Origin of the sequence: Microbacterium sp. (assembly GCF_035687345.1) — a bacterium.
In the GTDB taxonomy this organism is placed as follows: Bacteria; Actinomycetota; Actinomycetes; order Actinomycetales; family Microbacteriaceae; genus Microbacterium.
Map to the genome: position 1 here is coordinate 1 of NZ_DASRXZ010000033.1, position 26860 is coordinate 26860.

A 26860-nucleotide genomic window follows, 5' to 3' on the forward strand; every position below is an offset into this window, starting at 1 on the left:
CGAGACGGCACGTTCGCCTTGATGAGACCCGTGACGACGTCCACCGACGGACGCTGCGTCGCCAGGACCAGGTGGATGCCGCTCGCACGGGCCAGCTGCGTGATGCGGACGATCGACTCCTCGACGTCGCGCGGGGCGACCATCATGAGGTCGGCGAGCTCGTCGACGACGACGAGCAGGTACGGATAGGGCTTGAGCACCCGCTCGCTGCCGGCGGGGACGTTCACCTCGCCCGCCCGCACCGCGCGGTTGAAGTCGTCGATGTGGCGGAACCCGAACGACGCGAGGTCGTCGTACCGCATGTCCATCTCCTTCACGACCCACTGCAGCGCCTCGGCGGCCTTCTTGGGGTTCGTGATGATGGGCGTGATGAGGTGCGGCACGCCGGCGTAGTTCGTGAGCTCGACGCGCTTGGGGTCGATCAGGACCATCCGCACCTCGGACGGCTTAGCGCGCATGAGCAGGCTCGTGATCATCGAGTTCACGAAGCTCGACTTGCCGGAGCCGGTGGAGCCCGCGACGAGCAGGTGCGGCATCTTCGCGAGGTTCGCCACGACGTAGCCGCCGCCGACGTCCTTTCCGACACCGATGGTCATCGGATGCGTCGACCGCTGCGCTGCGTCCGAGCGCAGCACATCGCCGAGCGTCACGATCTCGCGGTCGGTGTTGGGGATCTCGACCCCGATCGCGCTCTTGCCCGGGATCGGCGCGAGGATGCGCACCTCGTTCGAGGCGACGGCGTACGCGATGTTGTTCGTGAGCGCCGTGATGCGCTCGACCTTGACTCCCGGACCGAGTTCGATCTCGTACTGCGTCACTGTCGGACCACGCGAGAAGCCCGTCACGCGGGCGTCGACGCCGAACTGCTCGAGCACGCCCGTGATGGCCCGCACGGTGTCGTCGTTGGCCTGCGAGCGCGCCTTGTGCGGCGTCCCCGCCGCGAGCGACGACACCGACGGCAGCCGGTACGGCGCCGACGGCGGCGTGCGCGGACCATCGCCTCCGAGCCCCGAGAGCCCGGGCAGCGTGCCGTCGTCGTGCGGTGCGGCGGAGTCGTCGACGAGCGCCGTGCCGCCCTTGCCCTGCGACGGCACGGGCGGCGCCGACGGCACGATGACCTCGGTCGCGGCATCCGGCATCACCGGAGGCGTGATCGCCTGCTCGAACCCGCCCTCCGACGACCCGGGCGGCAGGAGCTCGGTCAGATCGCTCGAGATCGAGCCCTCGTCGGGGTCCTTCTCGCGGCCGGTCTTGTTGCGACGCCACCACGGCAGCGACGGGTCTTCGGACTCGGTCGAGGAATCGGATGCCGCGTCGTCGGCCGTGCGCGGCTCGGCGTCGAACATCCACGTGTACAGCTCGCCCAGCCTGCGGCCGATGCGGTTCGGCGGCGTCTTCGTGATGATGAGGATGCTCAGCGCCGCCAGCAGCGACAGCACGATGTACGCGCCGATGTCGGTGAGGCCGAGTGCGAGCGGCTCGCCGATCATCCAGCCGAACAGGCCGCCCGCCTCGCTGAGCGCGGGCAGCCCCTGGGGCGGCTGCGGGCGGCCGCCCGCGATGTGGCAGAAGCCCGCGATCGTCCACAGCAGCAGGCCGAAGCCGATGCCGATGCGCCCGTTGTCGTGCACGGACGACGGATGCCGGAACATCCAGCCCGCGAGCAGCAGAAGCAGCACGGGCAGCACGAACGCCTCGCGGCCCACGAGCGCTCCCGCGGTGTAGTCGCTGATCGTGCCCGCGACGTCGTTGCCGATGAAGAACCACTCCACGATGGCGCCCGCGACCGCGAGGAGCACGAGCAGGAGCGGGAAGCCGTCGCGACGCTGCTCCTTCTCGAGCGTCTCGGGCCCGAACGCGCGGAACAGCGCGCCCGTCGCGTGCGCGAGGCCGAGCCACAGGCGCACGATCACCGGCGGCCGCTCTGGCTCGCCGACGTACCGACGCGGAGCCGGCGCGGAGCGCGCCTTCGTGGGGGCGTCGCCCTTCGACCCCGCGGAGGACTTCGACGCGCGCGAAGACGAGCCCTTCGCGGGCGCGCGACCGTTCGTGGTCGGGCTGGAGCTCCTGGCCATAGATTCCACCGTAAGCGCGCCGGACGACATCGCCAGGTAGCCACGCGGCGCACCGCGCGGGCTCCGCGGGGGCGGGATCCGAGGGGGCTACGCCTCGATCACGAGGGGCACGATCATGGGGCGCCGACGCAGCGACTGGTTGACCCAGCGACCGATCGTGCGCCGCACGACCTGCGACAGCGCGTGCGTGTCGCGCACGCCCGACTGCGCGGCCTCGGTCAGCGCGGAGGCGATCTTCGGCTTGACCGAGTCGAACACCGCGTCGTCCTCCGCGAAGCCGCGCGCGTGGATCTCGGGGCCGGAGATGATCTTGCCGGTCGCGGCGTCGACCACGACGATCACCGAGATGAACCCCTCCTCGCCGAGGATCCGGCGGTCCTTGAGGTCGGCCTCGGTGATCTCGCCCACGGTCGAGCCGTCGACGTACACGAAGCCGAGGTCGAGCTGACCGACGACGGATGCCTCGCCGTCGCGCAGGTCGACGACGGTGCCGTTCTCGCCGATGATCGTGCGCTCCGGCGCGATGCCCGTGTCCTGCGCGAGGGCGGCGTTCGCACGCAGGTGACGGAACTCGCCGTGCACAGGCAGCACGTTTCGCGGCTGGAGGATGTTGTAGCAGTAGAGCAGCTCACCCGCGGCCGCGTGCCCCGAGACGTGCACCTTCGCGTTGCCCTTGTGCACGACATTCGCGCCGAGCTTCGTGAGTCCGTCGATCACGCGGTACACCGCGTTCTCGTTGCCCGGGATGAGGCTCGACGCGAGGATCACGGTGTCGCCCGGTCCGGGCTCGATCTCGTGGTCGAGGTTCGCCATGCGGGACAGGACCGCCATCGGCTCGCCCTGCGATCCCGTCGACATGTACACGATCCGGTCGTCGGGCAGCTCGCGCGCCTGCTTGTAGTCGATGAGCACGCCCTCGGGGACGTTGAGGTAGCCGAGCTCCTCGGCGATCGTCATGTTGCGCACCATGCTGCGCCCGAGGAACGCGACACGACGGCCGTGCGCGTACGCGGCGTCGATCACCTGCTGCACGCGGTGCACGTGGCTCGCGAAGCTCGCGACGATGACGCGACGCGGCGCCTTCGCGATCACCTGGTCGAGCACGGGGCCGATCGAGCGCTCGAGCGGCGTGAAGCCCGGGACATCCGCGTTCGTCGAGTCTGGCAGGAAGAGATCGACGCCTTCCTCCCCCAGCCGTGCGAACGCGCGCAGGTCGGTGAGGCGTCCGTCGAGGGGCAGCTGGTCCATCTTGAAGTCGCCCGTCGCGAGGACGGTGCCCGCGGGGGTTCGGATCGCGACCGCGAGCGCGTCGGGGATCGAGTGGTTCACCGCGATGAACTCGAGGTCGAAGGGGCCGACGTTCTCGCGCTGCCCCTCGGCGACGGTGAGGCTGTACGGCTTGATCCGGTGCTCCTTGAGCTTCGCTTCGGTGAGCGCGAGCGTGAGGCCGGAGCCGAGGATCGGGATGTCGCTCTTGAGCTTGAGCAGGTACGGCACCGCGCCGATGTGGTCCTCGTGGCCGTGCGTCAGCACGAGGCCGACGATGTCGTCGAGACGCTCCTTGATGGGCTCGAAGTCGGGCAGGATCAGGTCGACGCCCGGCTGGTGCTCCTCGGGGAACAGCACGCCGCAGTCGACCACGAGGAGCTTGCCCCCGTACTCGAAGACCGTCATGTTGCGGCCGACCTCGCCGAGCCCGCCGAGCGGCGTGACGCGCAGCGTGCCTTGGGCAAGAGCCGGCGGGTCGTACACGGTGTTGGGCATTGATCGCCTTCCGATCGCCTTTCCTCGACGGATGCCACGCGGCATCCGCCTCTCGCGTCATCGGGCGCCGCGCGCCCGACGGACCGCCCTCATCTCGTCGTGCCGGAGACCTTCGGCAATGCGCCGCCCGCGGCGGCGTTGCGGTCGGGGCGGAAGTTGGAGAAGTCGGCACCGGGCACGTCGCGCACGAGAGCGAGCTCGTCCTCGATCTTCGCGGCTTCCCACTCCTCCGGCCCCACGAGCGGCAGGCGCACGCGCGGGCTGCCGATGCGGCCGAGGCCGTGCAGGATGTACTTCGCCGACACGGTGCCGGGCACGTGCGTCATCACCGCGCGCACGAGCGGCTCGAGTTTCTTATGCGCGGCCGTCGCTCGGTGCAGGTCTCCCGCGTTCACGGCGTCGACGATCTCGCGATACGGTTGCGCCGCGATGTTCGCGGTGACCCCGATGAGCCCGGTCGCGCCGATCGAGAGATGCGGGAGCACGTTCGCGTCGTCGCCGGAGAAGTACATGAGGTCGGTCTGGTTGAGCACGCGGCTCACCTCGCTGAAATCGCCCTTGGCGTCTTTGATGGCGAGGATGTTCGGATGCTTCGCGAGACGCAGGATCGTCTCGTACGTGATCGGGACGCCCGTGCGACCCGGGATGTCGTACAGGATCACCGGGAGGTCGGTCGCGTCGGCGACGAGCCGGAAGTGCGTCAGGATGCCGGCCTGCGTGGGCTTGTTGTAGTACGGCGTCACGATCATGATGCCGTCGGCCCCCGCGCGCTCGCTCGCCTTGTAGAGCTCGATCGCGTGCGCGGTCTCGTTGGAGCCGCCGCCCGTGATGATCTTGGCGCGGCCGGATGCCACGTCCTTGCCGACCTCGACGAGGCGGACCTTCTCGGCGTCGGTGAGCGTCGAGGTCTCGCCCGTCGTGCCGGTCACGACGACGCCGTCGGCTCCTGCCGTGATGACGTCGTCGATGTGCTTCTCGACGGCGGGCCAGTCGACCTCACCGTCGGCCGTCATGGGGGTGACGAGCGCGACGAGCACCTGTCCGAAGGGGTTGCCCGTATGCGTCATGGTGTTCAGGTTATCGGTTCGCGAGGGGCGGCCGTTCCGTGTTCCGGCCTGTTTCCGACACCGCTCAGCGGCCGCGCCGCGCTGCGGAGGCGACGACGCCCGCTGGCAGGATCCGCGACACCGCGACGATCGCCTTGTAGCGCAGCGACGGGATCGACACCGCCTTGCCCCGCGCGGAATCGCGCAGCGCCTGGCCCACGACCGCCGGCGCGTCGAGCCACATGAACGCCGGCACGCCCTCCTGCCCCGGCGGGAGCCCGGCGCGCTCGTGGAAGTTCGTGTGCGTGTAGCCGGGGCACACCGCGGTGACGGTGACGCCGCGCGAGCGGTACGCGGTGTTCGCCCAGCGGCTGAAGCTCACGATCCATGCCTTGACGGCGCCGTACGTGGAGCGCGGGGTGAACGCGGCCACCGAAGCGACGTTGATGATGCGTCCGTGGCCGTGCGCGAGCATCGACTGCAGCGCCGCGTGCATGAACCGCATGGGCGCCTCGACGTGCACCGCGAGGTGCCGCGCCTCGTCTTCGATGTCGTTGCGCTCGAACGCGAGCGGCAGGCCGAACCCCGCGTTGTTCACGAGCACCTCGATCGGGCGCTCCTCGTCGACGATGCGCTCGACGACCTTCGCGCGCTGCCGGGGCTTGGCGAGATCGGCGACGAGCACCTCGCACTGCACGCGATACCTCGACGTCAGCCGTGCCGCCAGCTCGTCGAGCGCCTCGCGGTCTCGCGCGACGAGCACGAGGTCGGCGCCACGCGCCGCCAGCTGCCGGGAGAACTCGGCGCCCAGGCCGGAGCTGGCGCCGGTGATGAGCGCTGTCGTCACATCGCCTCCTGTCGCATCCGTCCTCGGATCACGGCGCGACGCGCCCGTTGGCGTTGAACGCGGCGTGGGTCAGCGGCATGAGGTCGCGCCAGATCGCCTCCATCTTCTCGGCGCACATCTCGATCTCGCGCTGCGGGAACGACGGGAAGTGCGTGCCTTCGACCTTCGTGCGCAGCGAGAGGAAGTTCATGAGCGAGCGCGCGTTCATCGTCACGTACATCGACGAGTAGATGTTCAGCGGCAGCACGATGCGCGCGACCTCGCGGGCGACGCCGGCGTCCAGCATCCGCTGATACGCACGGAACGCATGCACGGATGCCTCGCGGGTCGCCTCGTCGACGATCGCCGCCTGTTCGGGCGTGCCCTCGAGGAACTCGTACGCGCCGGGCTTGCCGACCTGAACGAGCCGCCGATCGGGCGCGGGCACGTAGAACACGGGGCGCAGCTCGCGGTAGCGACCGGACTCCTCGTTGTACGACGCGATGCGGTGCCGCATGAACTCGCGGAACACGAAGATCGGCGCCTGCACGTAGAAGGTCATCGAGTTGTGCTCGAACGGCGATCCGTGCCGGTCGCGCATGAGGTAGTTGATGAGGCCGCGATCGCGAGCGGATGCCTCGGTGCCCGCGGCCGCGGACTCGAGCGTCTGCTCGCCCATCGTCGACACGCGCGCGGCGAAGAGCACGTCGGAGTCGGACGCGCTCGCGCGCACGATCTCGACGGTGACGTCGCTGCGGAACTCGATCTCGGGCTCGGTGATGGCTTCGTCGGTCACGCCTGCCACACTAGCCGCGCCCGCCGCCATCGGAGAGCAGCCGGGGCCGACGCCGTGTTACGTCCGTTTCGTCATACTGCGCCGCATCCGGCCTCCATTCAGGTGATTGCAGTTAGCCTGGCTCGTTGTGGATCTCGTGAGCGCTCTCGTCGGCCTCGCCGTGCTGCTCGCGGCGACGGTCGCCCTCGGCGTCTTCCTCCGCTGGCGCCAGAACCGCCCCCGCCGCCACATCCCGCACGAGATCGTGCAGCCCGAGCGCCTCGGCGCCGACGGCCTCGGCGAGAACGCGACGCTGCTGCAGTTCTCCACCGAGCTGTGCGCGCGCTGCCCCGGAGTGCACCGCACGCTCGCCGCTGTGGCCGCCGCCCACGAGGGCGTGCGCCATCTCGACATCGACCTGACGCACCGGCCCGACATCGCGCGCCACTTCCACGTGCTGCAGACCCCCACCACGCTCATCCTCGACCGCGACGGCGCCGTCCAGACCCGATTCGGCGGCGCCCCCAACCGCGACGTGCTCGAGCTCGAGCTCGCACGCCTGACCTCGGAGACGGCCACCCATGTCTGACGCCCCCGCCCGCGGCATCGACCCCCGAGGACCCCGTTTCGCCGCGGGCATCACGAGCTTCCTGCTGCTCGTCGACGTGCTCCTGGGTCTCACCGGGCTGTCGACGGCGCGCGCGGACGCGGTGTGGTTCGCCTACCAGCCACTCGCCGACGCGACGTTCATTCCCGGCGCCGAGTGGGCGATCCGCTACGCGTCCCTCGCGCAGCGCGTCCTCGACCCCGCCTTCCTGCTGCTGCTCGTGATCGCGCTCCTGTTCCTGTGGGGCGTGCTCTCGCCGCGCACCGCGCCGTGGGGTGTCCTCTACCGCAAGGCGGTGCAGCCGCGCCTGAGCCCGCCCACCGAGCTCGAAGACCCGCGCCCGCCGCGCTTCGCGCAGGGCGTCGGCCTGCTCGTCACCGCGGTCGGGCTCATGCTGCACCTCGTCGGAGTGCCGTGGGCACTGCCGATCGCGGCAGCGATGGCCTTCGTCGCGGCGTTCCTCAACGCCGTGTTCGGGCTGTGCCTCGGGTGCCAGCTCTACCTCCTGCTGCAGCGCATGGGCCTGGTCGGCCGCGAGCGTGCCGCGGCCTGACGACACCGCGTCAATCCATCGCGTCGCCCGTGCGGCGTGGCTAGGCTGACGGAACGGCGTCCGAACGGCGGATGCCGGCGACAAGGAGGTACCGATGACCGTCACGAGCGAAGCCACCACCGCTTGGCAGGGCAGCCTTGCCGATGGCCAGGGCACGGTCACCCTGGTCTCTTCGGGCACCGGCACGTTCGACGTGAACTGGAAGGCCCGCAGCGAGGGGTCCAGCTCCACGACGACCCCCGAGGAGCTCATCGCGGCGGCGCACTCGTCGTGCTTCAGCATGGCGCTGTCGCACGAACTGGCGCAGAACGGCACTCCCCCGGAGTCGATCGACACGACGGCATCCGTCACGTTCAAGCCGGGCACCGGCATCACCGGCAGCCACCTCAACGTCAACGCGGTGGTGCCGGGCATCGAGCCCGAGGACTTCGAGCGCATCGCGCAGGCCGCGAAGGCCGGATGCCCCGTGTCGCAGGCGCTCGCGGGCATCGAGATCACCCTCGAGGCGACGCTTGCCTGAATCCGATCGTGGCCGGCGCGTCGTCATCGGCGGCGCGTCCGGCCTGATCGGGCGTGCTCTCGCCGACAGCCTCCGCGCGGACGGCGTCGCGGTGACCCGGCTCGTCCGGCGTCCGGCCGAGCATCCGGATGAGGTGGAGTGGCTCACGCGAGCCGAGCCGCTCGACCCGGGCGTGCTCGAGGGCGCCGACGCCGTCGTCGGGCTGAACGGCGCGAGCATCGGCCGCTTTCCGTGGACGGGAAAGTACAAGAACACCCTCCTCTGGTCGCGCATCACCCCGACGCAGGCGATCGCGCGCGCCGTGCGCGAACTGGGGTCGGATGCCCCGCCCTTCGTGTCCGCGTCCGCCGCGGGCTACTACGGGTCGGCGCCCGGCCGCCGGCTCACCGAGGACTCCCCACGCGGCGAGTCCTTCCTCGCGGATCTCGTCGGCGAATGGGAGACGGCCGCGTTCGCGGCGGGGCGGAGCGCGCGGGTCGCGGTGCTCCGGACGGCGCCGATCGTGCACCGGGAGGGCATCCTCAAGCCGCTCATCCTCCTCACGCGCTTCGGGGTGAGCGGCCCCATCGGGCGCGGCACCCAGGCGTGGCCGTGGATCTCGCTCGAGGACGCGGTGCGCGGAATCCGTCACGTCATCGACGCGGGTCTGGACGGACCCGTCAACCTCACCGGCCCCACGCGCGCGACAGCCAACGACCTCGGCTTCGCGCTGGCTCTCCGCATGAACCGCCCCTACCTCGTGCGCGCGCCGGAGTGGGGCATGAAGCTCGTGCTCGGCGGCGACGCGACCGAGGCGCTCCTGACCTCGGACCTGCACGTCGTGCCTGAGAAGCTCGAGGCGTCGGGCTTCACGTGGGCGCACCCGCGCGTCGAGGACGCGGTCGCCGCGGCCGTGCCCCCCGCGGTCTGACCACCCCTCGCCCGTCGCCTACTCCCGCCGAGATTGCGCGAACGACGACCGGATGCGCCGCCGCGCGGTCATTCGCGCAATCTCGGCGTCTTCCGGGGCGCTCAGGCCCCGGAAGACGCCTTGCGCTCGCCCGACTCGAGGCGGATCGCGCGACGGACGGCCTCCCGCGCGCGGCGGCGGTCGCCCGCGGCGTCGTACGCGAGGCCGAGGCGATACCACGCGCGCCAGTCGTCCGGATTCTCCTCCGCCGCGCGGCGATACGCGGGAAAGATCGCGTCGCCGTCCTCGCGCAGCACACGACCGCTCGGGCGCACCGCGACCTCCTCGGTCGGCACGGCACCCTCGGCCTCCAGGCGGCGCGCGAGCTGCTCGGCGCGCACGCCGAACCACAGCTCGCGCCCGAGCCCCCATGCCGCGATGAGCGGCAGCACGACGAGGGCGACGCCCATGAGTGTGCCCACCACGTCGCCGCTCATGAGCAGCAGCACGGCCCGCTGCCCCACCAGCACGATGTACAGCGCGAGCGCCGCCGCGATGACGAAGACGCCGATGCGCGCGCTCATGCGGGGGTCACGCCGGCGACCTGGCCCGAGACGTCTCCGTCGGCGACGGGCGGCTCCTCGACCGTGCCCGGCATGCGCACGCCCAGGTCGATGAAGCTGTCGAGGCCGACGACGACGCCCTGCGCGTCGCGCGCAGCGCGAAGGGCGATGCGGATGCCGGGCGCATACGCACGGGCCGGGTCGAGCGTGTCGTGCGTGATGGTCACCGACTCCCCCGGTCCGGAGAGGATCACGTCCTGCTTCGCGACGACGCCCGGGCGACGCAGCGAGTGCACGGGAACGCTCGCGACCTGCTGGCCGCGGGCGCGCTGATCGACGTGCGGCGACTCCACCGGACCGACCGCGCCGCGCGCCGCCGCGATGAGCTCTGCGGTGCGCACGGCGGTGCCGCTCGGCGAGTCGATCTTCGTCTCGCGGTGCGCCTCGACGATCTCGATCGACGGGAAGAACGGCGCCGCCGCGGCGGCGAGCGCCGTGCTGAGCACCGAGCCCAGCGAGAAGTTGGGGATGAACACGGCGCCGGTCCCGGCGGCCGTCACGAGCGGGCGCACGAGGGCGATGCGCTCGGCCGACCAGCCCGACGTTCCCACGAGCACGTTGATGCCGCGCTCGATCGCGGCGCGGACGACGTCGATCGACACGGCGGGCGACGACGCGTCGACCACGAGGTCGGCGCCCTCGAGCTCATCCAGCGTCGACTTCGACGACAGCACGGCGTGCGCTTCGAATCCGTCCTCGGCTTCGACGACGGAGCGGATGATGCCGCCGAGCTTGCCGGTTCCGCCCACGATGGCCACGCGCGTCGTCATGCGTCCAGCCTAATCGGGCGGGCGGAGACGCCGGCCGCGCGACCTAGGATCGAAGGATGGTCGAAATCGTCGAGGCATCCGTCGACTCACCCGAAGCGCATGCCCTCCTCGCCGACTACTTCGCGCTGCGCGCCGAGATCTTCCCCGGCGGCGGCTACCGCACCGTGTTCCCCGATCCCGCCGCGTTCGAGCCGCCCGCGGGCGTGTTCGTGATCGTGCGTGACGACGACGGGGCGCCGGTCGGCTGCGGCGGCATCCGTCGCGTTCCCGACGGCCCCGCAGGGGTCCGCTACGAGGTCAAGCACCTGTACCTCTCCCCCGCGACGCGCGGACGGGGGTGGGGGCGGATGCTCCTCGCCGATCTCGAGCGTCGCGCGCGCGAATGGGGTGCGGCAGAGCTCGTCCTCGACACCCATCACACGCTCGAGGCCGCGGGCGGCCTGTACGCGGCCAGCGGCTTCACGCAGATCGAGCCGTACAACGACAATCCGAACGCCACGCGCTGGTACGCGAAAACACTCGCCTGACGGCGTCAGACGGGGTAGGTCTCGGGCAGACCCGTGCGCAGCTCGACAGGCAGATGCGCCATGTCGTTGTGGGACACGAGCGTCCATGGGCGACCCTGCTTCTGGGCGATGACCGTGAGCCCGCAGTGCGCCTGGTTGAGGGTCATCCATCGCCACTCGGGCGCCTGCAGCACCTCGCGCACGAACCATGCGATGACGAAGTTGTGCGTGATGAGCAGCTCGTGCACCTCACCCGGCCTTCGCACGAGGAACTCGCTCACCGCGTCGCCCATCTGCGCGCGGCCGGCCTCGATCTCGGCGTCGGTCACGCCGCCGAAGAAGGGCTCGAACGCGGCGGGCGTCTCAGGGGTCATGCCGGTGGGGACGCAGTCGAACAGGAGCGCCGAGGGCTCGGGGTTCACCGACGGCATGCGGTCTGCCACCGCATGGGCCGTCTGGCTCGCGCGCTCGAGGGGCGAGTGCCACACGGCATCGAACGGCACACCGGACAGGCGGTCGGCCAGCAGCGCGGCCTGTCGGCGGCCGCGCGGCGACAGGGGTCCGTCGGCGAGGCCGTGCTCGGCGTCCTGATGCTCGCCATGCCGCACGAGGTAGATGTAGTGCGTCACACCAGCTCACTTCGTCGGGGGGATCTGCGCGCTCAGAGGCACCCCTCCACCCTACGACAACGGCGCGCGCGACCCGGCCCGCCGACGCGGACTGTGGACAGTCGGACCGCCGCCTACTCGGACGCGCGGCCGATGTCGGCGAGCTGCGCGCGGTTGAGGCGCACGCCGACCCCCTGCACGAGCTCCTCGACGTGCTGCGGCGCGAACGCGTTGACGATCGGCGCGGTCACGAGGCGCTGCGCGAGCAGCCACGCCACCGCGACCGCGGCGTCGGGCACGCCGAGCTCGGATCCGACCGCGTCGAGCGCGCGCAGCGTGCGGCTGCCGCGCCGGTTGAGGTTCGCCGCGAGCTGAGCGCCGCGCACCGAGAGCGCCCCGCGCACACGCGTGCGGTGGCGACCCGCGAGGAAGCCGTGCTCGAGCGCGTGCGACGGAGTCACGGCCATCCCCTGCGCCCCGGCGACGAGCCGCAGGTCGTCGTCGAACTCGTGGCGGCGCAGCACGTTGTAGGGAACGTCGAGCACCGTGATGCGCGGGAAGCCCGCCGACGCGTAGATGCGCGCCTCGACGAGCTGCGCGGCCGTGTAGCCGATCGCGCCGAGCGATCCGACCTTGCCCGACTCGACGAGCCACTCCGCCGTCGCGAGCGTGTCTTCCAGCGCGGTAGCCGTGTCGGCCGTCGCGTCGAGGTAGAGCACGTCGATGCGATCGGTGCGAAGACGCGTGAGCGACGACTCGACGGCGCGCACGAGATTCACCGGGCCGAGGCCCGGGTGGTCGGGGTTGCCGCCGACGCGCACCATGAGCACGATGTCGTCGCGGATGCCGCGCGAGTGCAGCCACTGGCCGACGATGTGCTCGCTGCGGCCGCCCGAGAAGCTGTCGGCGGTGTGCAGCGCGTTGCCGCCGAGTTCGACGAACGCGTCGATGATCTCGTGACTCGACTCGAGATCGACGTTCCATCCGAACTCGGCGCCGCCGAGGATGAGCGGGAAGATGTCGTGCCCGGTTTCACCCAGTCGTACGCGGACGCCCTCGCCGACGGCGGGACCTTGGACGGGGATGGGCTCCGACGGATGCGGCGCAGGAGGCGCCGATGCATCCGTCGCGTTCGCGGCCACGGCAGCCAGATGCGTCGCCGTACGCTTCGATTCGACGTCGAAATAAGCCATGTGCCACACCCCCTCACGATGTCCTAGAGGACAGATCGTGACCTTTTGATGCTGTGTGCCCCCCGGCACGTATCTAAAGGCTAGGGCAGGCCACCGACGAGACCGGTCGTTGAGGGGAACCTACGGTAAACATTGCATAACGCTTGCATCACGATGAGACACCCATGCCGGAGACGGGGATGCCCGCCCCTCCGCGAACGGGAGGGCGGGCATCCGCGATCTCGACTCCGATCAGCCCTCGGCAGGAGCCTCGGGGCCGACGCTGGCAGCCGCACGGCTCTCCTGGTCGGCCTCCTCGAGCACCGGCTCGAGCGACAGCTTGCCGCGGTCGTCGATCTTCGTGATGCGCACCAGCAGCTTCTGCCCGACGCCCAGCACGTCCTCGACGTTCTCGACGCGCTTGCCGCCGGCGAGCTTGCGGACCTCGCTGACGTGCAGCAGGCCGTCCTTGCCCGGGAGGAGCGAGATGAACGCCCCGAACGTCGCGATCTTGACGACCGTGCCCAGGAACTGCTCGCCGACCTCGGGGTTGGTCGGGTTGGCGATCGCGTTGACCTGCGCGCGCGCGGCCTCGGCCGACGGGCCGTCGGTCGCGCCGATGTAGACGGTGCCGTCCTCCTCGATGGAGATCTCGGCTCCGGTCTCGTCCTGGATCGCGTTGATCGTCTTGCCCTTGGGGCCGATGAGCTCGCCGATCTTGTCGACCGGGATCTGCACGCTGATCACGCGCGGAGCCGTCGGCGCCATCTCGTCGGGACCGTCGATCGCCGCGGTGATGACGTCGAGGATGCGCATGCGCGCGTCCTTCGCCTGCTGCAGCGCGGCCGACAGCACCGACGACGGGATGCCGTCGAGCTTCGTGTCGAGCTGGATCGCCGTGACGAACTCACTCGTGCCGGCGACCTTGAAGTCCATGTCGCCCAGCGCGTCCTCGGCGCCGAGGATGTCGGTCAGCGCGGCGTAGCGCGTCTGGCCGTCGACCTCGTCGGACACGAGTCCCATCGCGATGCCCGCGACCGGCGCGCGCAGCGGCACACCGGCGTTGAGCAGCGACAGGGTCGACGCGCACACCGAGCCCATCGAGGTCGAGCCGTTCGACCCGAGCGCCTCCGACACCTGGCGGATCGCGTAGGGGAACTCCTCACGCGACGGCAGCACCGGCACGAGCGCGCGCTCGGCGAGGAATCCGTGGCCGATCTCGCGACGCTTGGGGCTGCCCACACGACCCGTCTCACCCGTCGAGTAGGGCGGGAAGTTGTAGTGGTGCATGTAGCGCTTGTGCGTGACGGGCGACAGCGAGTCGATCTGCTGCTCCATCTTGAGCATGTTCAAGGTCGTGACGCCCAGGATCTGGGTCTCGCCGCGCTGGAAGATCGCCGAGCCGTGCACGCGCGGGATGACCTGCACCTCCGCGTCGAGCGGACGGATGTCGGCGAGACCGCGGCCGTCGATGCGGACACCCTCGGTGAGGATGCGACCGCGCACGATCTTCTTCGTGACGGCCTTGTACGCGGCCGCGAACTCGATCGTCGCGACGGCGGGCAGCTCACCCGCCTCGACCGCGGCGACGAGCTCGCCCTTGACGCGCTCGCGGATCGCATCGTCGGCGTTCTGGCGCTCGATCTTGTCGGCGATCTGGTACACCGGCACGAGCTCGTCGTACGCACGCGACGCGACGAAGTCGTACGTCTCCTGGCTGTAGGGCAGGAACACCGGGTACGGCTGGATCTCCTTCGCGGCAGCGTTCGCGAGGACGTTCTGCGCCCCCACGAGCTCGCGGATGAAGGGCTTGGCCGCCTCGAGGCCCTGCGCGACGATCTCCTCGCTGGGCTTGGTGGCGCCGGCCTTGATGAGGTTCCAGCTGTGCTCGGTCGCCTCGGCCTCGACCATCATGATCGCGACGTCGCCGTCCTCGAGCACGCGGCCCGCGACGACGAGGTCGAACACGGCCTCCTCGAGCACCTTGGTGTTCGGGAACGCGACCCACTGGTCGGGGTGCTCGCCGTGGCCCGGCACGAGCGCGAGACGCACGCCCGCGATCGGACCCGAGAACGGGAGACCCGAGATCTGGGTCGACGCGGATGCCGCGTTGATCGCGAGCGCGTCGTAGAACTCGCCCGGCGCGATCGAGAGCACCGTCACGACGATCTGGACCTCGTTGCGCAGGCCGTCGACGAACGACGGGCGCAGCGGGCGGTCGATCAGACGGCACACGAGGATCGCGTCGGTCGAGGGACGGCCCTCGCGACGGAAGAACGAGCCGGGGATCTTGCCGGCCGCGTACGAGCGCTCCTCGACGTCGACGGTCAGCGGGAAGAAGTCGAAGCCCTCGCGGGGCTGCTTGCTGGCGCTGGTGGCCGACAGGAGCATCGTCTCCTCGTCGAGGTACGCCGCCACGGCGCCCTGGGCCTGCTGGGCCAGGCGTCCGGTCTCGAACCGGACCGTGCGGGTGCCGAAGCGTCCGTTGTCGAGGACGGCTTCGGCGAACGTGATTTCAGGACCTTCCAAGAGGTCTCTCCTTCTTTGTTTAGCCTCGTCCGGCCGTGTGCCGGGCGAGGGTTTCTCGAAGGAGCAGGAACAGGCAGATCTCGACGCGCGGCATCGCCGCGGGACTCGCCAGCGCTGGTCACCAGTCGAAGATCACCCGCCGCGTCGCGTCGGGGAACCCACCACAGGGGACCAGCTTCCTGCCGGCCTGCTCCGTGAAAGCTCATGTTGAATTGAGCGGATGCCGCAAAGGCAGCCTCGTCGATCCTAGCAGTGCGGCTTCTGCCCACCCACCTGGCCTCTTCCGCGCAGGTGGCGACCCCGCGACGGCGCCCCTAGGGTTAGGGCATGAGCACCGACGACAAGCCGGCGGGCGCGGCATCCGACGAGATGAAGCGCAAGTTCAAAGAGGCACTCGACAAGAAGAACGCGCAGCACCGTGAGGGCGAGGCGCACCTCGACGGCGACTCGGCGATCCACGGCACGCACGGCGCGATCACGAAGCGAGAGTTCCGCCGCAAGAGCGGCTGACGCGAAGGAGCACGGCGATGGTCTTCGATCCGACGTTCCACGAGATCTCCGGCGAGGCCGACGAGCTGCCCGACCTCGACGGATCCGACCCCGAGGCCGCTCCCCTGGAGGACGTCGACCCCGCTGATCTGCCACCCGAAGGCGAGGAGTGACATGAGCGACTTCCACGAGCCGATTCCCGACGACGAGCGCGAGGTGCCGATCGACGACGAGGACGAGCTGGAGCTTCCGCCGCCGACGATCGACCCCCTCGAGTCGGTCGAGGAGGACGTCGACGAGCAGGAGCTCGAGGTGCGCGAGGCTGCCATCGAGGCCGGGGAGATCGACCCTGGCGACTGACCCCTCGGCCCGGGAGTCGCCCCCGCGCGCGGGGGCCGCCTGGATCGTCGCCGCGCTGTGCACGGGTACGGCGCTGAGTGCGCTGAACTCGGGCATGATCGCCGTCGCCCTGACGACGCTGCGCCGCGAGTTCTCGGTCGACGTCGCGACCGTCACGTGGGTCATCACGGTCTTCTACCTGACGTCGGCCGTGCTGCAGCCGCTCATGGGGCGCCTCGCCGATCGCTACGGCGCCCACCGCGTCTTCACGTTCGGCATGATCGTCGTCGCGATCGCCGGTGCCGCGGGACCATTCGCCCCCTCGCTCGAATGGGTGTGCGTCGCGCGGGTCGTGCTCGCGGTCGGCACGGCGGCCGCGTTCCCGTCCGCCGCGGCCCTGCTGCGCTCGCTCGCGCCGCGCGGGGGCTTCGACGCGGCGCGGGTGATCGGGCGCATCCAGCTCATCGACACGAGCACGGCTGCCATCGGGCCCGTCGTCGGCGGAGCGCTCATCCTCGTCGCGGGATGGGAGGCGGTGTTCTGGATCAACGTGCCGCTTGCGCTGCTCGCGATCGTCAGCACGCGCATCCTCATCCCGCGCGACGAGCCCCGCGGTCACGTCCCGGTCCGGCAGACGCTGAGCGAGTCCGACATCCCCGGTCTGCTCGCGTTCGCCGCGACCGTCGTCGCGATGCTCATGTTCCTGCTGGCCCTTCCCGACGGGCCGGAGTGGCTGCTGCTCGCGGCCGCGATCGTCGCGGGCGGCCTCTCCGTCTGGCGCGAGCTGCGCGCACGGGTGCCGTTCATCGACCTGCGGCTCCTCGCCGCGAATCTGCCGCTCGTGCGCGTGTACGTCCTCTTCGTGATCGGCAACGTCGTGCTCTACGGCACGCTCTTCGGCATCCCGCAGTATCTCGAGGACTACGCGTCCTACTCGACGGCGATCGTCGGCGTGACGCTCGTGCCGCTCGCCGCGTTCAACGCCGTGCTCGCGCGGCCGATCGAGCGTCTCATCGACCGGTGGGGCGTGCGCCGCACGATGCTCACGGGCGGGGCCGGGCTCGTCGTCGCGACGGCCGCGCTCCCGCTGCTGGCGCTGTCGTCGGAGTGGTGGATCGTGCTGCTGCTCATGGCGGCGGTCGGCATCCCCTACGCGTTCGTGCTCATCTCGCTCACCCAATCGCTCTACCGCACGGCGCCTCCCGCGATCGTCGGCCAGGCCGCGGGGCTCTTCCAGACGGCCCGCTCCATCGGCTGCATCTCCGCCGCCGCGGTGGTCGGCCTGTCGTTCTCGGGCGCGGTGGGCACCGAGGACTGGCTCGTGCTCTCACTCGTCGTCGCGGGTGCCGCCATCGCGCTCACCGTCGCGATGGCGGCGACAGGTCGGCGAACGGGCGCACCCGCGTCCTGAGCATCCGGTTCGGTTTCATGCGATCTGCGCGGTGACGTCCCGCCGGCCGCGAAATAGGTTCTCGCCCACAAGGACCGTCCCGCGCGCGTCGGCGCCGCTCCGTACGCACCCTCGCACACGAGCCGGTCCCCGATGCGACGGAGGACAGCATGACTCACGACGACGCGCTCCAGCCGACGTTCACCCGCGTGGGCGAGGCCACGACCGCGCGCTACCGCACGCTTCCCGAGGACTCGATGCTTCCCGAGACGGCGTACCGCGTCATCCGCGACCAGACCATGCTCGACGGAAACGCGCGGCTGAATCTCGCGACCTTCGTCGGCACGTGGATGGACGAGTACGCCGACCGGCTCTACATCGACTCGGCCGACAAGAACATGATCGACAAGGACGAGTACCCCGCCACCGCGGCGATCGAGGAGAGCTGCTGGCGCATCCTCGGCGACCTGTGGCACGCGCCCGACGACGAGGACGTCATCGGCACGTCGACGATCGGCTCGTCCGAGGCGTGCATGCTCGGCGGCCTCGCGCTCAAGCGTCGCTGGCAGCACGCGCGTCGCGAGGCGGGCAAGCCCGCCGACAAGCCGAACCTCATCATGAGCTCGGCGGTGCAGGTGTGCTGGGAGAAGTTCTGCAACTACTTCGACGTCGAGATGCGACTCGTCCCGGTCACCGCGGAGCATCCGCTCATGGACGGCACGGGCCTCGAGGACGTGGTCGACGAGAACACGATCGGCGTCGTCGCGATCGTCGGCGTGACCTACACCGGAGCGTACGAGCCGGTGAGGGCGATCGCGGCGAAGCTCGACGAGATTCAGGCCACGACCGGACTCGACATTCCGATGCATGTCGATGGCGCCTCGGGCGCGATGGTCGCCCCGTTCCTGCAGCCGGACCTCGAGTGGGACTTCCGCGTCGAGCGCGTGCAGTCGATCAACACGTCGGGGCACAAGTACGGCCTCGTCTACCCCGGCGTTGGCTGGGTGGTGTGGCGCAGCACCGCCGCCCTCCCGGAAGACCTCGTGTTCCGCGTGAGTTACCTCGGCGGCTCGATGCCGACGTTCGCCCTCAACTTCTCGCGGCCCGGAGCCACCGTGCTGCTGCAGTACTACCGATTCCTGCGGCTGGGGCGCGCGGGCTACACGGCGATCCAGCAGGCGTCGCAGGATGTGGCGACGTACCTGTCGTCGGGGGTCGCGGAACTCGACGCCTTCGAGCTGCTCAGCGACGGCACCGACATCCCCGTCTTCGCATGGCGCCTAAGGCCGGACTACACGGACAAGTGGACGCTGTACCACCTGTCGGAGCGCCTGCGGATCAAGGGCTGGCTGGTGCCTGCGTATCCTCTATCGGGCGAGTTGTCGGACCAGACGGTGATGCGGATCGTGTGCCGCAACGGACTCAGTCGCGACCTCGCCGAGGCCCTGCTCGACGACATCCGGGCGGAGACCGCGTTCCTCGACTCGCTCGACGCGCCCATGCCCCACCCGGGCATCGGGCCCACGTTCCACCACTGACATGCGCCGCGAGGCCGATCGCGCCACACGGCGCGTGCGACGCCTGAGACGCGAGTCCTGGGGCTTCGCGGTCGGATCCGCGCTGTTCTTCGTCGGCGTGCTGCTGGCGTACTCCTCGTGGGCGGGGCTCGTCTGGACGAACGCGACCTTCTTCGCCGGCTCGATCTTCTTCACGATGGCGGGACTCATCCAGTTGCTGCTGAGCGGTCGGCGCGCGCCCGACATCCAGATGAACCGCGCGGACCGGACGGACTGGTGGGCGGCGGCGATCCAGTTCGCCGGCACGCTCCTGTTCAACGCCTCGACCGGGGCGGCGCTGGTCGCCGCGATCATCGAGCCCGACAGGGTCGGCGCGGGGTGGCGACCGGATGCGTGGGGCTCGATCGCGTTTCTCGTCTCGTCCTCCCTCGCGGTGGTCGCCACGAAGGACCGCGGCGAGCTGTGGGATCGCGACGCCCGCACATGGCACGGCACGGGGCTGAACATGCTCGGATCGATCGCGTTCGGCGTCTCGGCGGTGGCCGCGTTCGTGCGACCGGCCACGGGCGAGCTCGTGAGCGCGGCGATGGCGAACTTCGGCACCGCGATCGGCGCGGCGTGCTTCTTCGTCGCCGCCCTGCTCGCGCGCCGGACGATCGAAGAGCCCGCACGGGACGGATGACGGCGCGCGAGACGGGTGTTACCTTGTAGTTCTATGTACCTAGAAGTTCTAGGTATACGGAGGTGGCACGGTGCGCATCGGCAAGGATCTCGTCGCGGCGGTCGCGACGCCCCTCGTGCTCGGCATCCTCGCCGAGGGAGAGTCGTACGGGTACGCGATCCTTCAGCGGGTGAGCGAGCTGTCGGACGGCGAGCTCGAGTGGAGCGACGGCATGCTGTATCCGCTGCTCCACCGGCTCGAGCGGCTCGGCTACGTCGAGGCGTCGTGGGGCATGTCGCCCACGGGACGGCGACGGCGCCACTACCGGCTGAGCGCCGGCGGCCACGCCGCGATCGCGGACCAGCGCAGGCAATGGGAGGTCGTCAGCGACGCGCTCAAACGCGTGTGGGACGACCGCGGGAGCGCGCGAGTCGCCCTCGCGTGGGCGGCATGAGCACGTCAGGAGGCGTCGGGATGACCGGAGGCGGGCAGCTGGAGGAGCGCATCGCGCAGTGGCGCGAGTTCGTCTCGCGGCGCGATGCGATCGCACGCGACGTCGACGAGCTGGAGAGCCATCTGCGCGACCAGATCGACGGACTCCAGGCGTCGGGACTCGCCCCTGACGAAGCGTTCCTCATCGCGGTGAAGCGCATGGGGCGGCTCGACGAGCTCTCGAAGGAGTTCGCTCGCGAGCATTCGGAGCGACTGTGGAAGCAGCTGGTGATGCCGGATGCGGCACCCCAGGCATCCGATCCGCGCAGCCTGTGGCTCGCCCTGGGCCTCGCGGTCGGCGCTGCGCTGGCCGTGCGGCTCGCGGCCGTGCTGCTCCCCGGCGGAGCGACAGGCGCGCTCATCAACGCGAGCGTGCTCGTGCTGCCCTTCCTCGCGATCCACTTCCTCGTGCGCCGGCGCGCGAGCGCCGTGACGACGGTCGCCGTGCTCGTCCCGTTCGCGATCACGGCGGTCGTGCTGAACGCGTACCCGTTCGCGCCCGACGGCATGACACAGGCCCTCTCGGCGATGCACGCGGTCGTGGCGATGTGGCTCGTCGTCGGCATCGCGTACGCCGGCGGCGATTGGCGATCGGGCCGCGCGCGCATGGACTTCATCCGGTTCTCCGGCGAATGGCTCGTGTACTACGCGCTCATCGCGCTGGGTGGTGCCGTCATCACGGCGATCACGCTGGGCGTCTTCGGCTCGATCGGCATCGACGCGCAGCCGTTCGTGGGCGAGTGGCTGCTGCCGTGCGGCGCCGCGGGCGCGGTGCTCATCGCCGCGTGGCTCGTCGAAGCCAAGCAGAGCGTGGTCGAGAACATCGCGCCCGTGCTGACGAAGGTGTTCACGCCGCTGTTCACCCTCCTGCTGCTCGCGCTCATCGGCGCGTGGATCGTGCAGGGGGTCACCGCGAGCAGCGAGGGCACGATCGTCGTGTTCGGCGAGCGCGACCTGCTCATCATCTTCGACGTCACCGTGATCTTCGCGCTCGCGCTGCTGCTGTACTCCCTGTCGGCGCGCGATCCGCTGCAGCCTCCGGGGTGGTTCGACCGCCTGCAGATCGTGCTGCTGGCGAGCGTGCTCGTCGTCGACGTGCTCGTGCTCGTCTCGATGGTCGGTCGCATCGCCGAGTACGGTTCCAGCCCGAACAAGCTCGCGTCGCTGGGACTCAACGTGATCCTGCTCGTGAACCTCGTGGGAGCGACCTGGCTGCAGGCGCGCTTCGTCTTCGGACGCGAGCGGTTCGCGGCGCTCGAATCGTGGCAGACGGCGTTCCTCCCCGTCTACCTCGCATGGACCGCGATCGTCGTGGCGATCTTCCCCGTGATCTTCGGGTACGTGTAGGACGCGGATGTACCTTCCAGGCGCCGATCTCCGACATCGAGCGGCTTGCCGCCGTCGACGCGGGTCCGCTCGCAGCAGCCGACGTCCTGCCGCAGGCGACCGTGCGCAGAGAGGCCGACTGGCGGCCCCTCCGCACGCGCGACGACATCGAACTTGACTGATCGCGACCGGGCGTCACTCCCCCGCGAGGCCGCCCAGCAGGTGGCCGAACGAGCGGCCCCCGCCGAGGTAGCTCTCCGGGTCGAACGGGTCGGACGCGGTCGCCGGGTCCTTGCGCGCGATCGCGTCGGCGAACTCGCGCGCGGCCTTCTCGATGCGCTCGGACAGCGGCGCGACCTGGTCGCCCGAGCCTCCCCAGTCGCTCGAAGCGGCGAAGACACCCGTCGAGACGGGCTCGGCGTGAAGGTAGGCGAACAGCGGCCGGATCGCGTAGTCGATCGCGAGGGAGTGCCGCGGCGTCCCGGCGTTCGCGCCGATGAGCACGGGCTTTCCCGTGAGGGCGTCGGGGTCGAGCACGTCGATGAACGACTTGAACAGCCCCGAGTAGCTCGTCGAGAAGATCGGCGTGACCGCGATGAGGGCGTCGGCCGAGACGACCGCGTTGATCATCGACTCGAGGGCGGGAGGCGGGAAACCCGTGAGGAGGTTGTTCGTGATGTCGTGCGCGTAGTCGCGCAGCTCGAACACGTCGACTTCCGCCTCGATGCCCTCTCCATCCGGTCCCTGAGCTCCGCCCGGGCCCTGAGCCCCGCCCGGTCCCTGAGCCCCGCCCGGTCCCTGAGCCCGTCGAAGGGCCGCCACCGTCGCGGCCGTGAGTCGGTCGGCGAGCATGCGCGTCGACGACGGGTTCGAGAGCCCTGCCGAGATGACGGCGATGCGACGGGCGCTCATCGGTTCGTCTCGCTTCGCTCGCTCGCCGACCGGTTGGAGGCGGTCGCGGCTGCGCCGAAGGCGGCGCCTGCGGCGGCGACGGGCTTCGTCGCGTGGGCGTCCTGATACGGCGAGCCGGCCGTCAGGTTGTCGCCGCGGTTGGCACCCGGCACCGCCTGGCGCGGCTCGCCGTCGCCGTAGACCGCCTTGACGCGTGCGGCGTGGGTCGGGGCATCCGGAACCTCGGCCGGGCGGTTCTTCTGCAGCTCCTTGCGCAGCACGGGCACCACCTCTCCGCCGAGGATGTCGAGCTGCTCGAGCACCGTCTTGAGCGGGAGGCCGGCGTGGTCCATGAGAAACAGCTGGCGCTGGTAGTCGCCGAATGTGTCGCGCATCGACGCGTAGCGGTCGATGACCTGCTGCGGTGAGCCGACCGTGAGCGGCGTCATCTCGGTGAAGTCCTCGAGGCTCGGCCCGTGCCCGTAGACCGGCGCGTTGTCGAAGTACGGGCGGAACTCGCGCACGGCGTCCTGCGAGTTGGCGCGCATGAACGCCTGGCCGCCGAGGCCGACGATCGCCTGCTCGGGGGTCCCGTGCCCGTAGTGCGCGTAGCGCTGGCGGTACAGGCCGATGAGCCGCTGGTAGTGCTCCTTCGGCCAGAAGATGTTGTTCGCGAAGAAGCCGTCGCCGTAGTACGCGGCCTGCTCGGCAATCTCGGGTGTGCGGATCGATCCATGCCACACGAACGGCGGCACTCCGTCGAGCGGGCGCGGCGTGGCAGTGAAGCCCTGGAGCGGCGTGCGGAACCGGCCCTCCCAGTCCACGACGTCCTCGCGCCACAGGCGGTGCAGCAGGTTGTAGCTCTCGAGCGTGATGGGCAGTCCCTCGCGGATGTCCTTGCCGAACCACGGATACACGGGGCCGGTGTTGCCGCGCCCCATCATGAGGTCCATGCGGCCCTGCGACACGTGCTGCAGCATCGAGTAGTCCTCGGCGATCTTCACCGGGTCGTTCGTCGTGATGAGCGTCGTCGCGGTCGAGAGGATGAGCCGCTCGGTCTGCCCCGCGATGTAGGCGAGAGTCGTCGGGGGCGACGACGACCAGAACGGCGGGTTGTGGTGCTCGCCCAGAGCGAAGACGTCGAGACCGACCTCCTCTGCGTGCTTGGCGATGGTGAGCGTCGCCTGGATGCGCTCGGCCTCACTCGGGGTGCGACCCGTCGTGGGGTCCTGCGTGATGTCGCTCACGGTGAAGATGCCGAACTGCATCCCCTGCCATGTGCTGCTGGTCTCGTTCACGATCTGTTCCGCTCTCGGATGCGGGAGCATCCGTATCTATGCAAGTGAATGTAACTCGTGCAACGCCTACGCGCCAAGGTTATTCCCGCAGCCCGCGAACGGCTCCGGGACGGGCGCCTCAGGCCTCCGCGAACAGCGCGAGCATGTCGCGCACGACCTGGTGCGGCGTCCCCTCGCACGGTGCGTGACCAGTCGGGTAGATCGCGATGCGCGCGCCGATGCGCGCCGCGTACTCCCTGTGCTGCACTGTGGGCCACAGGTCGTTGTCGCCGACGACGATGAGCTTCGGGATGTCGATCGCGGCGATCTCGTCGAGAACGTCCGGCGTGTCCATCATGAGCCGCACCACATCGTCGATCGCGTCGCGTCGTGTGACGTCCATGCGATCGCGCACGAACGAGATGCGCTGCGAAGGCGATCGGTTGAGGTTGTAGCGGATGCCCCACAGGATCAGCCCCGCGGCCTTGTGCGGGTCCACGTCGGAAAGCGGGCCGATGTGCCGGACACCGCGGAAGACCTGGCCGACCGCGGGCGCCGACGACATGAGCGTGAGGCTCGAGAAGAGGTCGGGCCGCTCGACGAGTGCGAGCTCCGAGATGATCCCGCCGAAGCTGTACCCCAGCACGTGCGCGGGCGTCGGCCCGTCCTCGAGCACCGCGATGAGGTCGTCGACGAACAGGCGGTAGTCGTAGTGCTCGCGCGGCGGCACGAGGTTGTGAGGACCGGCGTCGACCGACTCCCAGTGACCCGCGAGGTCGTACGACTCGACGCGATAGCCCGCCTCCGCCAGCAGCGGGAACATGAGGAGGAAGTCCTCCTTCGAGCCCGCGAAGCCCGACACGAGCACGACGCGCTCCGCGGTCGGGTCGCCGAGCGTCGCACGCGCGAGCGGACCGCTCGGAGCCGACACCGTGTCGCGCACCGTGCCGGGCGGGAAGGTGCGCCAGTCGATGTCGGGAATCACCTGGTCGCGCTGGAGCGCGTCGTCGATCGTGGTCATCGCGCCGATGAGACTACAGCCTCCGGCCCCTCGCCGCGGGCGGCGCGTCGCACGGCACGTCCCGCACGGCTCGCGGTCAAGCCCCTCTCCCGCGCGCAGAACCGGGGATAGTGTGGCTTCGCCGCCATGACCGAATCACACAGCGCGGCCGCAGCCGCGGCATCCGGATCCCCCGCCTCGCCGGCCACGGGGCGCGTCGGCACGCCGCGCGCCAAGCGCCGCGTGCCCTTCTGGGACAACGCGCGCTTCGCGTGCATCACGCTCGTCGTGCTCGGTCACGCGATCCAACGGCTCACGTACGACTCCGACATCGCGCTCGGGCTGTACCTCGTGATCTACGCCTTCCACATGCCCGCGTTCGCCCTGATCTCGGGGTACTTCTCGCGCTCGGACCCGCCCAGTCGGCGGCAGATGGCCCGCGTGATCACCGACATCCTCGTGCCCTACGTCATCTTCGAGGCGCTGTGGACCCTCACGAAGTGGCTCGTCGAGGGGCAGGCGAACCCGAACCTCACCCAGCCCTCGTGGACCCTGTGGTTCCTGCTCGCGCTCGGCATCTTCCGGCTCGTGCTCCCGTACCTCGCACTGCTGCGGTGGCCGCTCGCCTGGACGATCGTGATCTCGATCGGCGCCGGCTACCTGCCGAACATCGACTCGACGCTGTCGCTGTCGCGCACGATGGGCCTGCTGCCGTTCTTCACGCTCGGCTGGTGGCTGCGCGAGCACGACATCGTCGACCGCCTGCGCCTGCTCGACCGCAGGCCGTGGTGGGTGTTCGTCGGCGCGATCGGCACCTTCGCGGCCGCGGGCTTGGCCGCGTGGTACTTCATCGACGAGTGGCGCGAGATGAACCTCGGCGCGTGGCTGTTCTACGACGAGAACTACTCGTCGATCGGCGGCACGCAGTGGTGGGCGGGCGGCGTGCGGCTCGTGCTCATCGCGATCGCGCTCGTGCTCGTGACCGCGTTCCTCGCGCTCGTGCCGCGCGGGACCCACTGGTGGACGCATTTCGGGCAGTACACGATGTACGTGTACCTCCTGCACTCCTTCGTGCTGTACCCCTTCCGTGAGTCCGGCGTGCTGCGTCACCTCGAGCCGACGTGGCTGTGGCTCCCGATCGTGATCGTCGCGTCGGTGCTCATATCGCTGGGCCTCGCGACCCGCCCCGTCAGGTGGGTGTTCCGCCCGTTCATCGAGCCGCGACCGGCGTGGCTGTTCGCCGATCGCGACCTCGCTCGACGCGAGGGCCGCCGCAGCGATCCGACGGGCTCGCGACGGCCGCGGGAAGCGCCTCGCGAGCCGCGAGCGGTGGGCGGGCGGCCCGGCCCCGACCGCTAAGCGCCGGGCTTCGGCGACGGGAACTGCGTGCGCAGCACGCGCTCGAACGCCCGCTCCGACAGCACTCGGCGCAGCCCCAGCATGAGGGTCGCCGACGGGGCGACGCGGTAGCGGGCGCGCGGATGCTTCGCCTCCACCGCCCGTAGCACGCGATCGGCCACGTCGGCCGGCGTGCAGGCGAGGCGCGCCTGCGGTCCGCGGTCCCACGAGAGCGTCAGGGCGGCGACCCGCTCGTTGAAGTCGTCCCATGCCGGGTCGACGCGCTCGGTGTCGCGCCGCTCCGCCGCGGCGTGGCCGAACCGCGTCGTCACCATCCCCGGAGCGATGAGCGACACGTCGATGCCGAAGGGGCGCGCCTCGTAGCGCAGCGCATCCGTGAACGCCTCGAGCGCGTGCTTCGTCGCCGCGTACGCGCCGATGCCCGGCATGATCCACCGCCCGTTCATCGAGCCGATCGTCACGATGCGTCCCCACCGCTGCTTCCGCATGCCCGGCAGCACGAGCTGCGTGAGGCGCAGCGCCCCGAACACGTTCGTCTCGAACATGCGGCGCACCTGGTCGACGGGGAGCGTCTCGGTCGCCCCGAGCTCGTTGACCCCCGCGTTGTTGACGAGCACGCCGACCGCACCCTCGGCCGCGACGACCGCGTCGACCGCCGCGCGTGATGACTCCTCATCGGTCACGTCGAGCGCGAGCGTGCGGCATCCGGCCTTCTCGAGGTCCTCGATCGACTCGAGCCTGCGCGCCGTCGCGTACACGGTCCAGCCGCGCGACGCGAGCAGTGTCGCGATCTCACGGCCGATGCCGGTGGAGCATCCGGTGACGAGGACGGCACGCGAGGTCGCGGTCATGAGAC

28 protein-coding genes are annotated in these 26860 nt (G+C 70.3%); 14 read left to right on the forward strand and 14 right to left on the reverse strand.

Annotated elements, in window-relative coordinates; genetic code table 11:
- The 5 genes from VFF97_RS04040 to thyX all read right to left on the reverse strand — a co-directional run.
- Window positions 1–2075 (reverse strand): DNA translocase FtsK (locus tag VFF97_RS04040; RefSeq protein WP_325032213.1); only part of this gene is annotated, 2075 nt, incomplete at its 3' end.
- Between the two features lie 87 nt (window positions 2076–2162).
- Window positions 2163–3839 carry a ribonuclease J gene (locus VFF97_RS04045; protein WP_325032214.1) on the reverse strand — a complete coding sequence of 559 codons (1677 nt, stop codon included), beginning with the start codon at window positions 3837–3839 and terminating at the stop codon, window positions 2163–2165.
- Between the two features lie 89 nt (window positions 3840–3928).
- Window positions 3929–4906 (reverse strand): 4-hydroxy-tetrahydrodipicolinate synthase, encoded by a 978-nt coding sequence (gene dapA, locus VFF97_RS04050; RefSeq protein WP_325032215.1) that lies wholly within the window; start codon window positions 4904–4906, stop codon window positions 3929–3931.
- Between the two features lie 64 nt (window positions 4907–4970).
- A complete protein-coding gene (locus tag VFF97_RS04055; RefSeq protein WP_325032216.1) occupies window positions 4971–5732 on the reverse strand; it encodes an SDR family oxidoreductase in 762 nt (253 codons plus the stop codon).
- 28 nt (window positions 5733–5760) lie between these two features.
- Entirely contained in the window at window positions 5761–6507 is a 747-nt protein-coding gene (gene thyX, locus VFF97_RS04060) for an FAD-dependent thymidylate synthase (protein WP_325032217.1), read from the reverse strand.
- A 127-nt stretch (window positions 6508–6634) separates the two neighbouring features.
- Here thyX and VFF97_RS04065 point away from each other — a divergent pair, with 127 nt between their 5' ends.
- From VFF97_RS04065 to VFF97_RS04080, 4 genes are all read left to right on the forward strand, one after another.
- Window positions 6635–7075 carry a thioredoxin family protein gene (locus VFF97_RS04065; RefSeq protein WP_325032218.1) on the forward strand — a complete coding sequence of 147 codons (441 nt, stop codon included), beginning with the start codon at window positions 6635–6637 and terminating at the stop codon, window positions 7073–7075.
- Window positions 7068–7646 (forward strand): DUF4395 domain-containing protein, encoded by a 579-nt coding sequence (locus VFF97_RS04070; RefSeq protein ID WP_325032219.1) that lies wholly within the window; start codon window positions 7068–7070, stop codon window positions 7644–7646. Before VFF97_RS04065 ends, VFF97_RS04070 begins: the two co-directional genes overlap by 8 nt.
- A gap of 94 nt (window positions 7647–7740) precedes the next feature.
- Entirely contained in the window at window positions 7741–8166 is a 426-nt protein-coding gene (locus tag VFF97_RS04075; protein ID WP_325032220.1) for an OsmC family peroxiredoxin, read from the forward strand.
- Window positions 8159–9076, forward strand: a complete 918-nt coding sequence (locus tag VFF97_RS04080) for a TIGR01777 family oxidoreductase (protein WP_325032221.1) — start codon at window positions 8159–8161, stop codon at window positions 9074–9076. The genes VFF97_RS04075 and VFF97_RS04080 overlap by 8 nt, the downstream gene beginning before the upstream one ends.
- 101 nt (window positions 9077–9177) lie before the next feature.
- Here VFF97_RS04080 and VFF97_RS04085 read toward each other — a convergent pair whose 3' ends face one another.
- Together VFF97_RS04085 and dapB are read right to left on the reverse strand one after the other, a co-directional pair.
- Complete coding sequence (locus VFF97_RS04085; RefSeq protein WP_325032222.1) at window positions 9178–9639, reverse strand: tetratricopeptide repeat protein; 462 nt, start codon at window positions 9637–9639, stop codon at window positions 9178–9180.
- Window positions 9636–10448, reverse strand: coding sequence for a 4-hydroxy-tetrahydrodipicolinate reductase (gene dapB, locus VFF97_RS04090; RefSeq protein ID WP_325032223.1), 813 nt, complete (start codon window positions 10446–10448; stop codon window positions 9636–9638). Before dapB ends, VFF97_RS04085 begins: the two co-directional genes overlap by 4 nt.
- Window positions 10449–10504: 56 nt before the next feature.
- On the opposite strand from dapB, the gene VFF97_RS04095 reads away from it, so the two are divergent.
- Complete coding sequence (locus VFF97_RS04095; RefSeq protein WP_325032224.1) at window positions 10505–10975, forward strand: GNAT family N-acetyltransferase; 471 nt, start codon at window positions 10505–10507, stop codon at window positions 10973–10975.
- Between the two features lie 5 nt (window positions 10976–10980).
- Here the strand turns inward: VFF97_RS04095 and VFF97_RS04100 are convergent, their stop codons facing one another.
- The 3 genes from VFF97_RS04100 to VFF97_RS04110 form a co-directional block, all read right to left on the reverse strand.
- Window positions 10981–11583: a histidine phosphatase family protein gene (locus tag VFF97_RS04100; protein ID WP_325032225.1), complete on the reverse strand. Its 603-nt coding sequence runs from the start codon at window positions 11581–11583 to the stop codon at window positions 10981–10983.
- A 113-nt stretch (window positions 11584–11696) separates the two neighbouring features.
- Complete coding sequence (locus VFF97_RS04105) at window positions 11697–12755, reverse strand: aldo/keto reductase (protein ID WP_325032226.1); 1059 nt, start codon at window positions 12753–12755, stop codon at window positions 11697–11699.
- 231 nt (window positions 12756–12986) lie between these two features.
- On the reverse strand, window positions 12987–15263 hold the full coding sequence (locus VFF97_RS04110; RefSeq protein ID WP_325032227.1) for a polyribonucleotide nucleotidyltransferase: 2277 nt from the start codon (window positions 15261–15263) through the stop codon (window positions 12987–12989).
- 327 nt (window positions 15264–15590) lie between these two features.
- On the opposite strand from VFF97_RS04110, the gene VFF97_RS04115 reads away from it, so the two are divergent.
- The 8 genes from VFF97_RS04115 to VFF97_RS04150 all read left to right on the forward strand — a co-directional run bounded on the left by VFF97_RS04115 (window position 15591) and on the right by VFF97_RS04150 (window position 21498).
- Complete coding sequence (locus tag VFF97_RS04115; RefSeq protein ID WP_325032228.1) at window positions 15591–15773, forward strand: DUF5302 domain-containing protein; 183 nt, start codon at window positions 15591–15593, stop codon at window positions 15771–15773.
- Window positions 15774–15790: 17 nt separating this feature from the next.
- Window positions 15791–15925: a hypothetical protein gene (locus VFF97_RS04120; RefSeq protein WP_325032229.1), complete on the forward strand. Its 135-nt coding sequence runs from the start codon at window positions 15791–15793 to the stop codon at window positions 15923–15925.
- Window position 15926: 1 nt separating this feature from the next.
- Window positions 15927–16112: a hypothetical protein gene (locus VFF97_RS04125; protein ID WP_325032230.1), complete on the forward strand. Its 186-nt coding sequence runs from the start codon at window positions 15927–15929 to the stop codon at window positions 16110–16112.
- 55 nt (window positions 16113–16167) lie between these two features.
- Window positions 16168–17502, forward strand: coding sequence for an MFS transporter (locus VFF97_RS04130; protein ID WP_325032253.1), 1335 nt, complete (start codon window positions 16168–16170; stop codon window positions 17500–17502).
- Window positions 17503–17651: 149 nt separating this feature from the next.
- Window positions 17652–19019, forward strand: a complete 1368-nt coding sequence (locus VFF97_RS04135) for a glutamate decarboxylase (protein ID WP_325032231.1) — start codon at window positions 17652–17654, stop codon at window positions 19017–19019.
- A gap of 34 nt (window positions 19020–19053) precedes the next feature.
- Entirely contained in the window at window positions 19054–19680 is a 627-nt protein-coding gene (locus VFF97_RS04140; RefSeq protein WP_325032232.1) for a hypothetical protein, read from the forward strand.
- A gap of 70 nt (window positions 19681–19750) precedes the next feature.
- Complete coding sequence (locus VFF97_RS04145) at window positions 19751–20113, forward strand: PadR family transcriptional regulator (protein ID WP_325032233.1); 363 nt, start codon at window positions 19751–19753, stop codon at window positions 20111–20113.
- Window positions 20110–21498 carry a permease prefix domain 1-containing protein gene (locus VFF97_RS04150; protein WP_325032234.1) on the forward strand — a complete coding sequence of 463 codons (1389 nt, stop codon included), beginning with the start codon at window positions 20110–20112 and terminating at the stop codon, window positions 21496–21498. Before VFF97_RS04145 ends, VFF97_RS04150 begins: the two co-directional genes overlap by 4 nt.
- Window positions 21499–21672: 174 nt before the next feature.
- Here VFF97_RS04150 and VFF97_RS04155 read toward each other — a convergent pair whose 3' ends face one another.
- The 3 genes from VFF97_RS04155 to VFF97_RS04165 all read right to left on the reverse strand — a co-directional run bounded on the left by VFF97_RS04155 (window position 21673) and on the right by VFF97_RS04165 (window position 24666).
- Window positions 21673–22389, reverse strand: coding sequence for an FMN reductase (locus VFF97_RS04155; protein ID WP_325032235.1), 717 nt, complete (start codon window positions 22387–22389; stop codon window positions 21673–21675).
- Complete coding sequence (locus tag VFF97_RS04160; protein WP_325032254.1) at window positions 22386–23636, reverse strand: LLM class flavin-dependent oxidoreductase; 1251 nt, start codon at window positions 23634–23636, stop codon at window positions 22386–22388. Before VFF97_RS04160 ends, VFF97_RS04155 begins: the two co-directional genes overlap by 4 nt.
- A gap of 148 nt (window positions 23637–23784) precedes the next feature.
- Window positions 23785–24666, reverse strand: a complete 882-nt coding sequence (locus VFF97_RS04165; protein ID WP_325032236.1) for an alpha/beta hydrolase — start codon at window positions 24664–24666, stop codon at window positions 23785–23787.
- A 126-nt stretch (window positions 24667–24792) separates the two neighbouring features.
- Here VFF97_RS04165 and VFF97_RS04170 point away from each other — a divergent pair, with 126 nt between their 5' ends.
- Complete coding sequence (locus VFF97_RS04170; protein WP_325032237.1) at window positions 24793–26004, forward strand: acyltransferase family protein; 1212 nt, start codon at window positions 24793–24795, stop codon at window positions 26002–26004.
- Here the strand turns inward: VFF97_RS04170 and VFF97_RS04175 are convergent.
- Window positions 26001–26855, reverse strand: coding sequence for an SDR family NAD(P)-dependent oxidoreductase (locus VFF97_RS04175; protein WP_325032238.1), 855 nt, complete (start codon window positions 26853–26855; stop codon window positions 26001–26003). The two genes, VFF97_RS04170 and VFF97_RS04175, sit on opposite strands and share 4 nt — an antisense overlap.
- Window positions 26856–26860 lie beyond the last annotated feature (5 nt).

Excerpts from the sequence above, each read along its gene's own strand:
- VFF97_RS04105 (WP_325032226.1), bottom strand. The coding sequence starts at position 12,755 with ATGGCTTATTTCGACGTCGAATCGAAGCGTACGGCGACGCATCTGGCT.
- VFF97_RS04150 (WP_325032234.1), top strand. The coding sequence starts at position 20,110 with ATGAGCACGTCAGGAGGCGTCGGGATGACCGGAGGCGGGCAGCTGGAG.
- VFF97_RS04045 (WP_325032214.1), bottom strand. The coding sequence starts at position 3,839 with ATGCCCAACACCGTGTACGACCCGCCGGCTCTTGCCCAAGGCACGCTG.
- VFF97_RS04095 (WP_325032224.1), top strand. The coding sequence starts at position 10,505 with ATGGTCGAAATCGTCGAGGCATCCGTCGACTCACCCGAAGCGCATGCC.
- VFF97_RS04075 (WP_325032220.1), top strand. The coding sequence starts at position 7,741 with ATGACCGTCACGAGCGAAGCCACCACCGCTTGGCAGGGCAGCCTTGCC.
- dapB (WP_325032223.1), bottom strand. The coding sequence starts at position 10,448 with ATGACGACGCGCGTGGCCATCGTGGGCGGAACCGGCAAGCTCGGCGGC.
- VFF97_RS04070 (WP_325032219.1), top strand. The coding sequence starts at position 7,068 with ATGTCTGACGCCCCCGCCCGCGGCATCGACCCCCGAGGACCCCGTTTC.
- VFF97_RS04160 (WP_325032254.1), bottom strand. The coding sequence starts at position 23,636 with ATGCAGTTCGGCATCTTCACCGTGAGCGACATCACGCAGGACCCCACG.
- VFF97_RS04170 (WP_325032237.1), top strand. The coding sequence starts at position 24,793 with ATGACCGAATCACACAGCGCGGCCGCAGCCGCGGCATCCGGATCCCCC.
- VFF97_RS04085 (WP_325032222.1), bottom strand. The coding sequence starts at position 9,639 with ATGAGCGCGCGCATCGGCGTCTTCGTCATCGCGGCGGCGCTCGCGCTG.
- dapA (WP_325032215.1), bottom strand. The coding sequence starts at position 4,906 with ATGACGCATACGGGCAACCCCTTCGGACAGGTGCTCGTCGCGCTCGTC.
- VFF97_RS04120 (WP_325032229.1), top strand. The coding sequence starts at position 15,791 with ATGGTCTTCGATCCGACGTTCCACGAGATCTCCGGCGAGGCCGACGAG.
- VFF97_RS04175 (WP_325032238.1), bottom strand. The coding sequence starts at position 26,855 with ATGACCGCGACCTCGCGTGCCGTCCTCGTCACCGGATGCTCCACCGGC.
- VFF97_RS04165 (WP_325032236.1), bottom strand. The coding sequence starts at position 24,666 with ATGACCACGATCGACGACGCGCTCCAGCGCGACCAGGTGATTCCCGAC.
- VFF97_RS04125 (WP_325032230.1), top strand. The coding sequence starts at position 15,927 with ATGAGCGACTTCCACGAGCCGATTCCCGACGACGAGCGCGAGGTGCCG.
- VFF97_RS04115 (WP_325032228.1), top strand. The coding sequence starts at position 15,591 with ATGAGCACCGACGACAAGCCGGCGGGCGCGGCATCCGACGAGATGAAG.
- VFF97_RS04155 (WP_325032235.1), bottom strand. The coding sequence starts at position 22,389 with ATGAGCGCCCGTCGCATCGCCGTCATCTCGGCAGGGCTCTCGAACCCG.
- VFF97_RS04135 (WP_325032231.1), top strand. The coding sequence starts at position 17,652 with ATGACTCACGACGACGCGCTCCAGCCGACGTTCACCCGCGTGGGCGAG.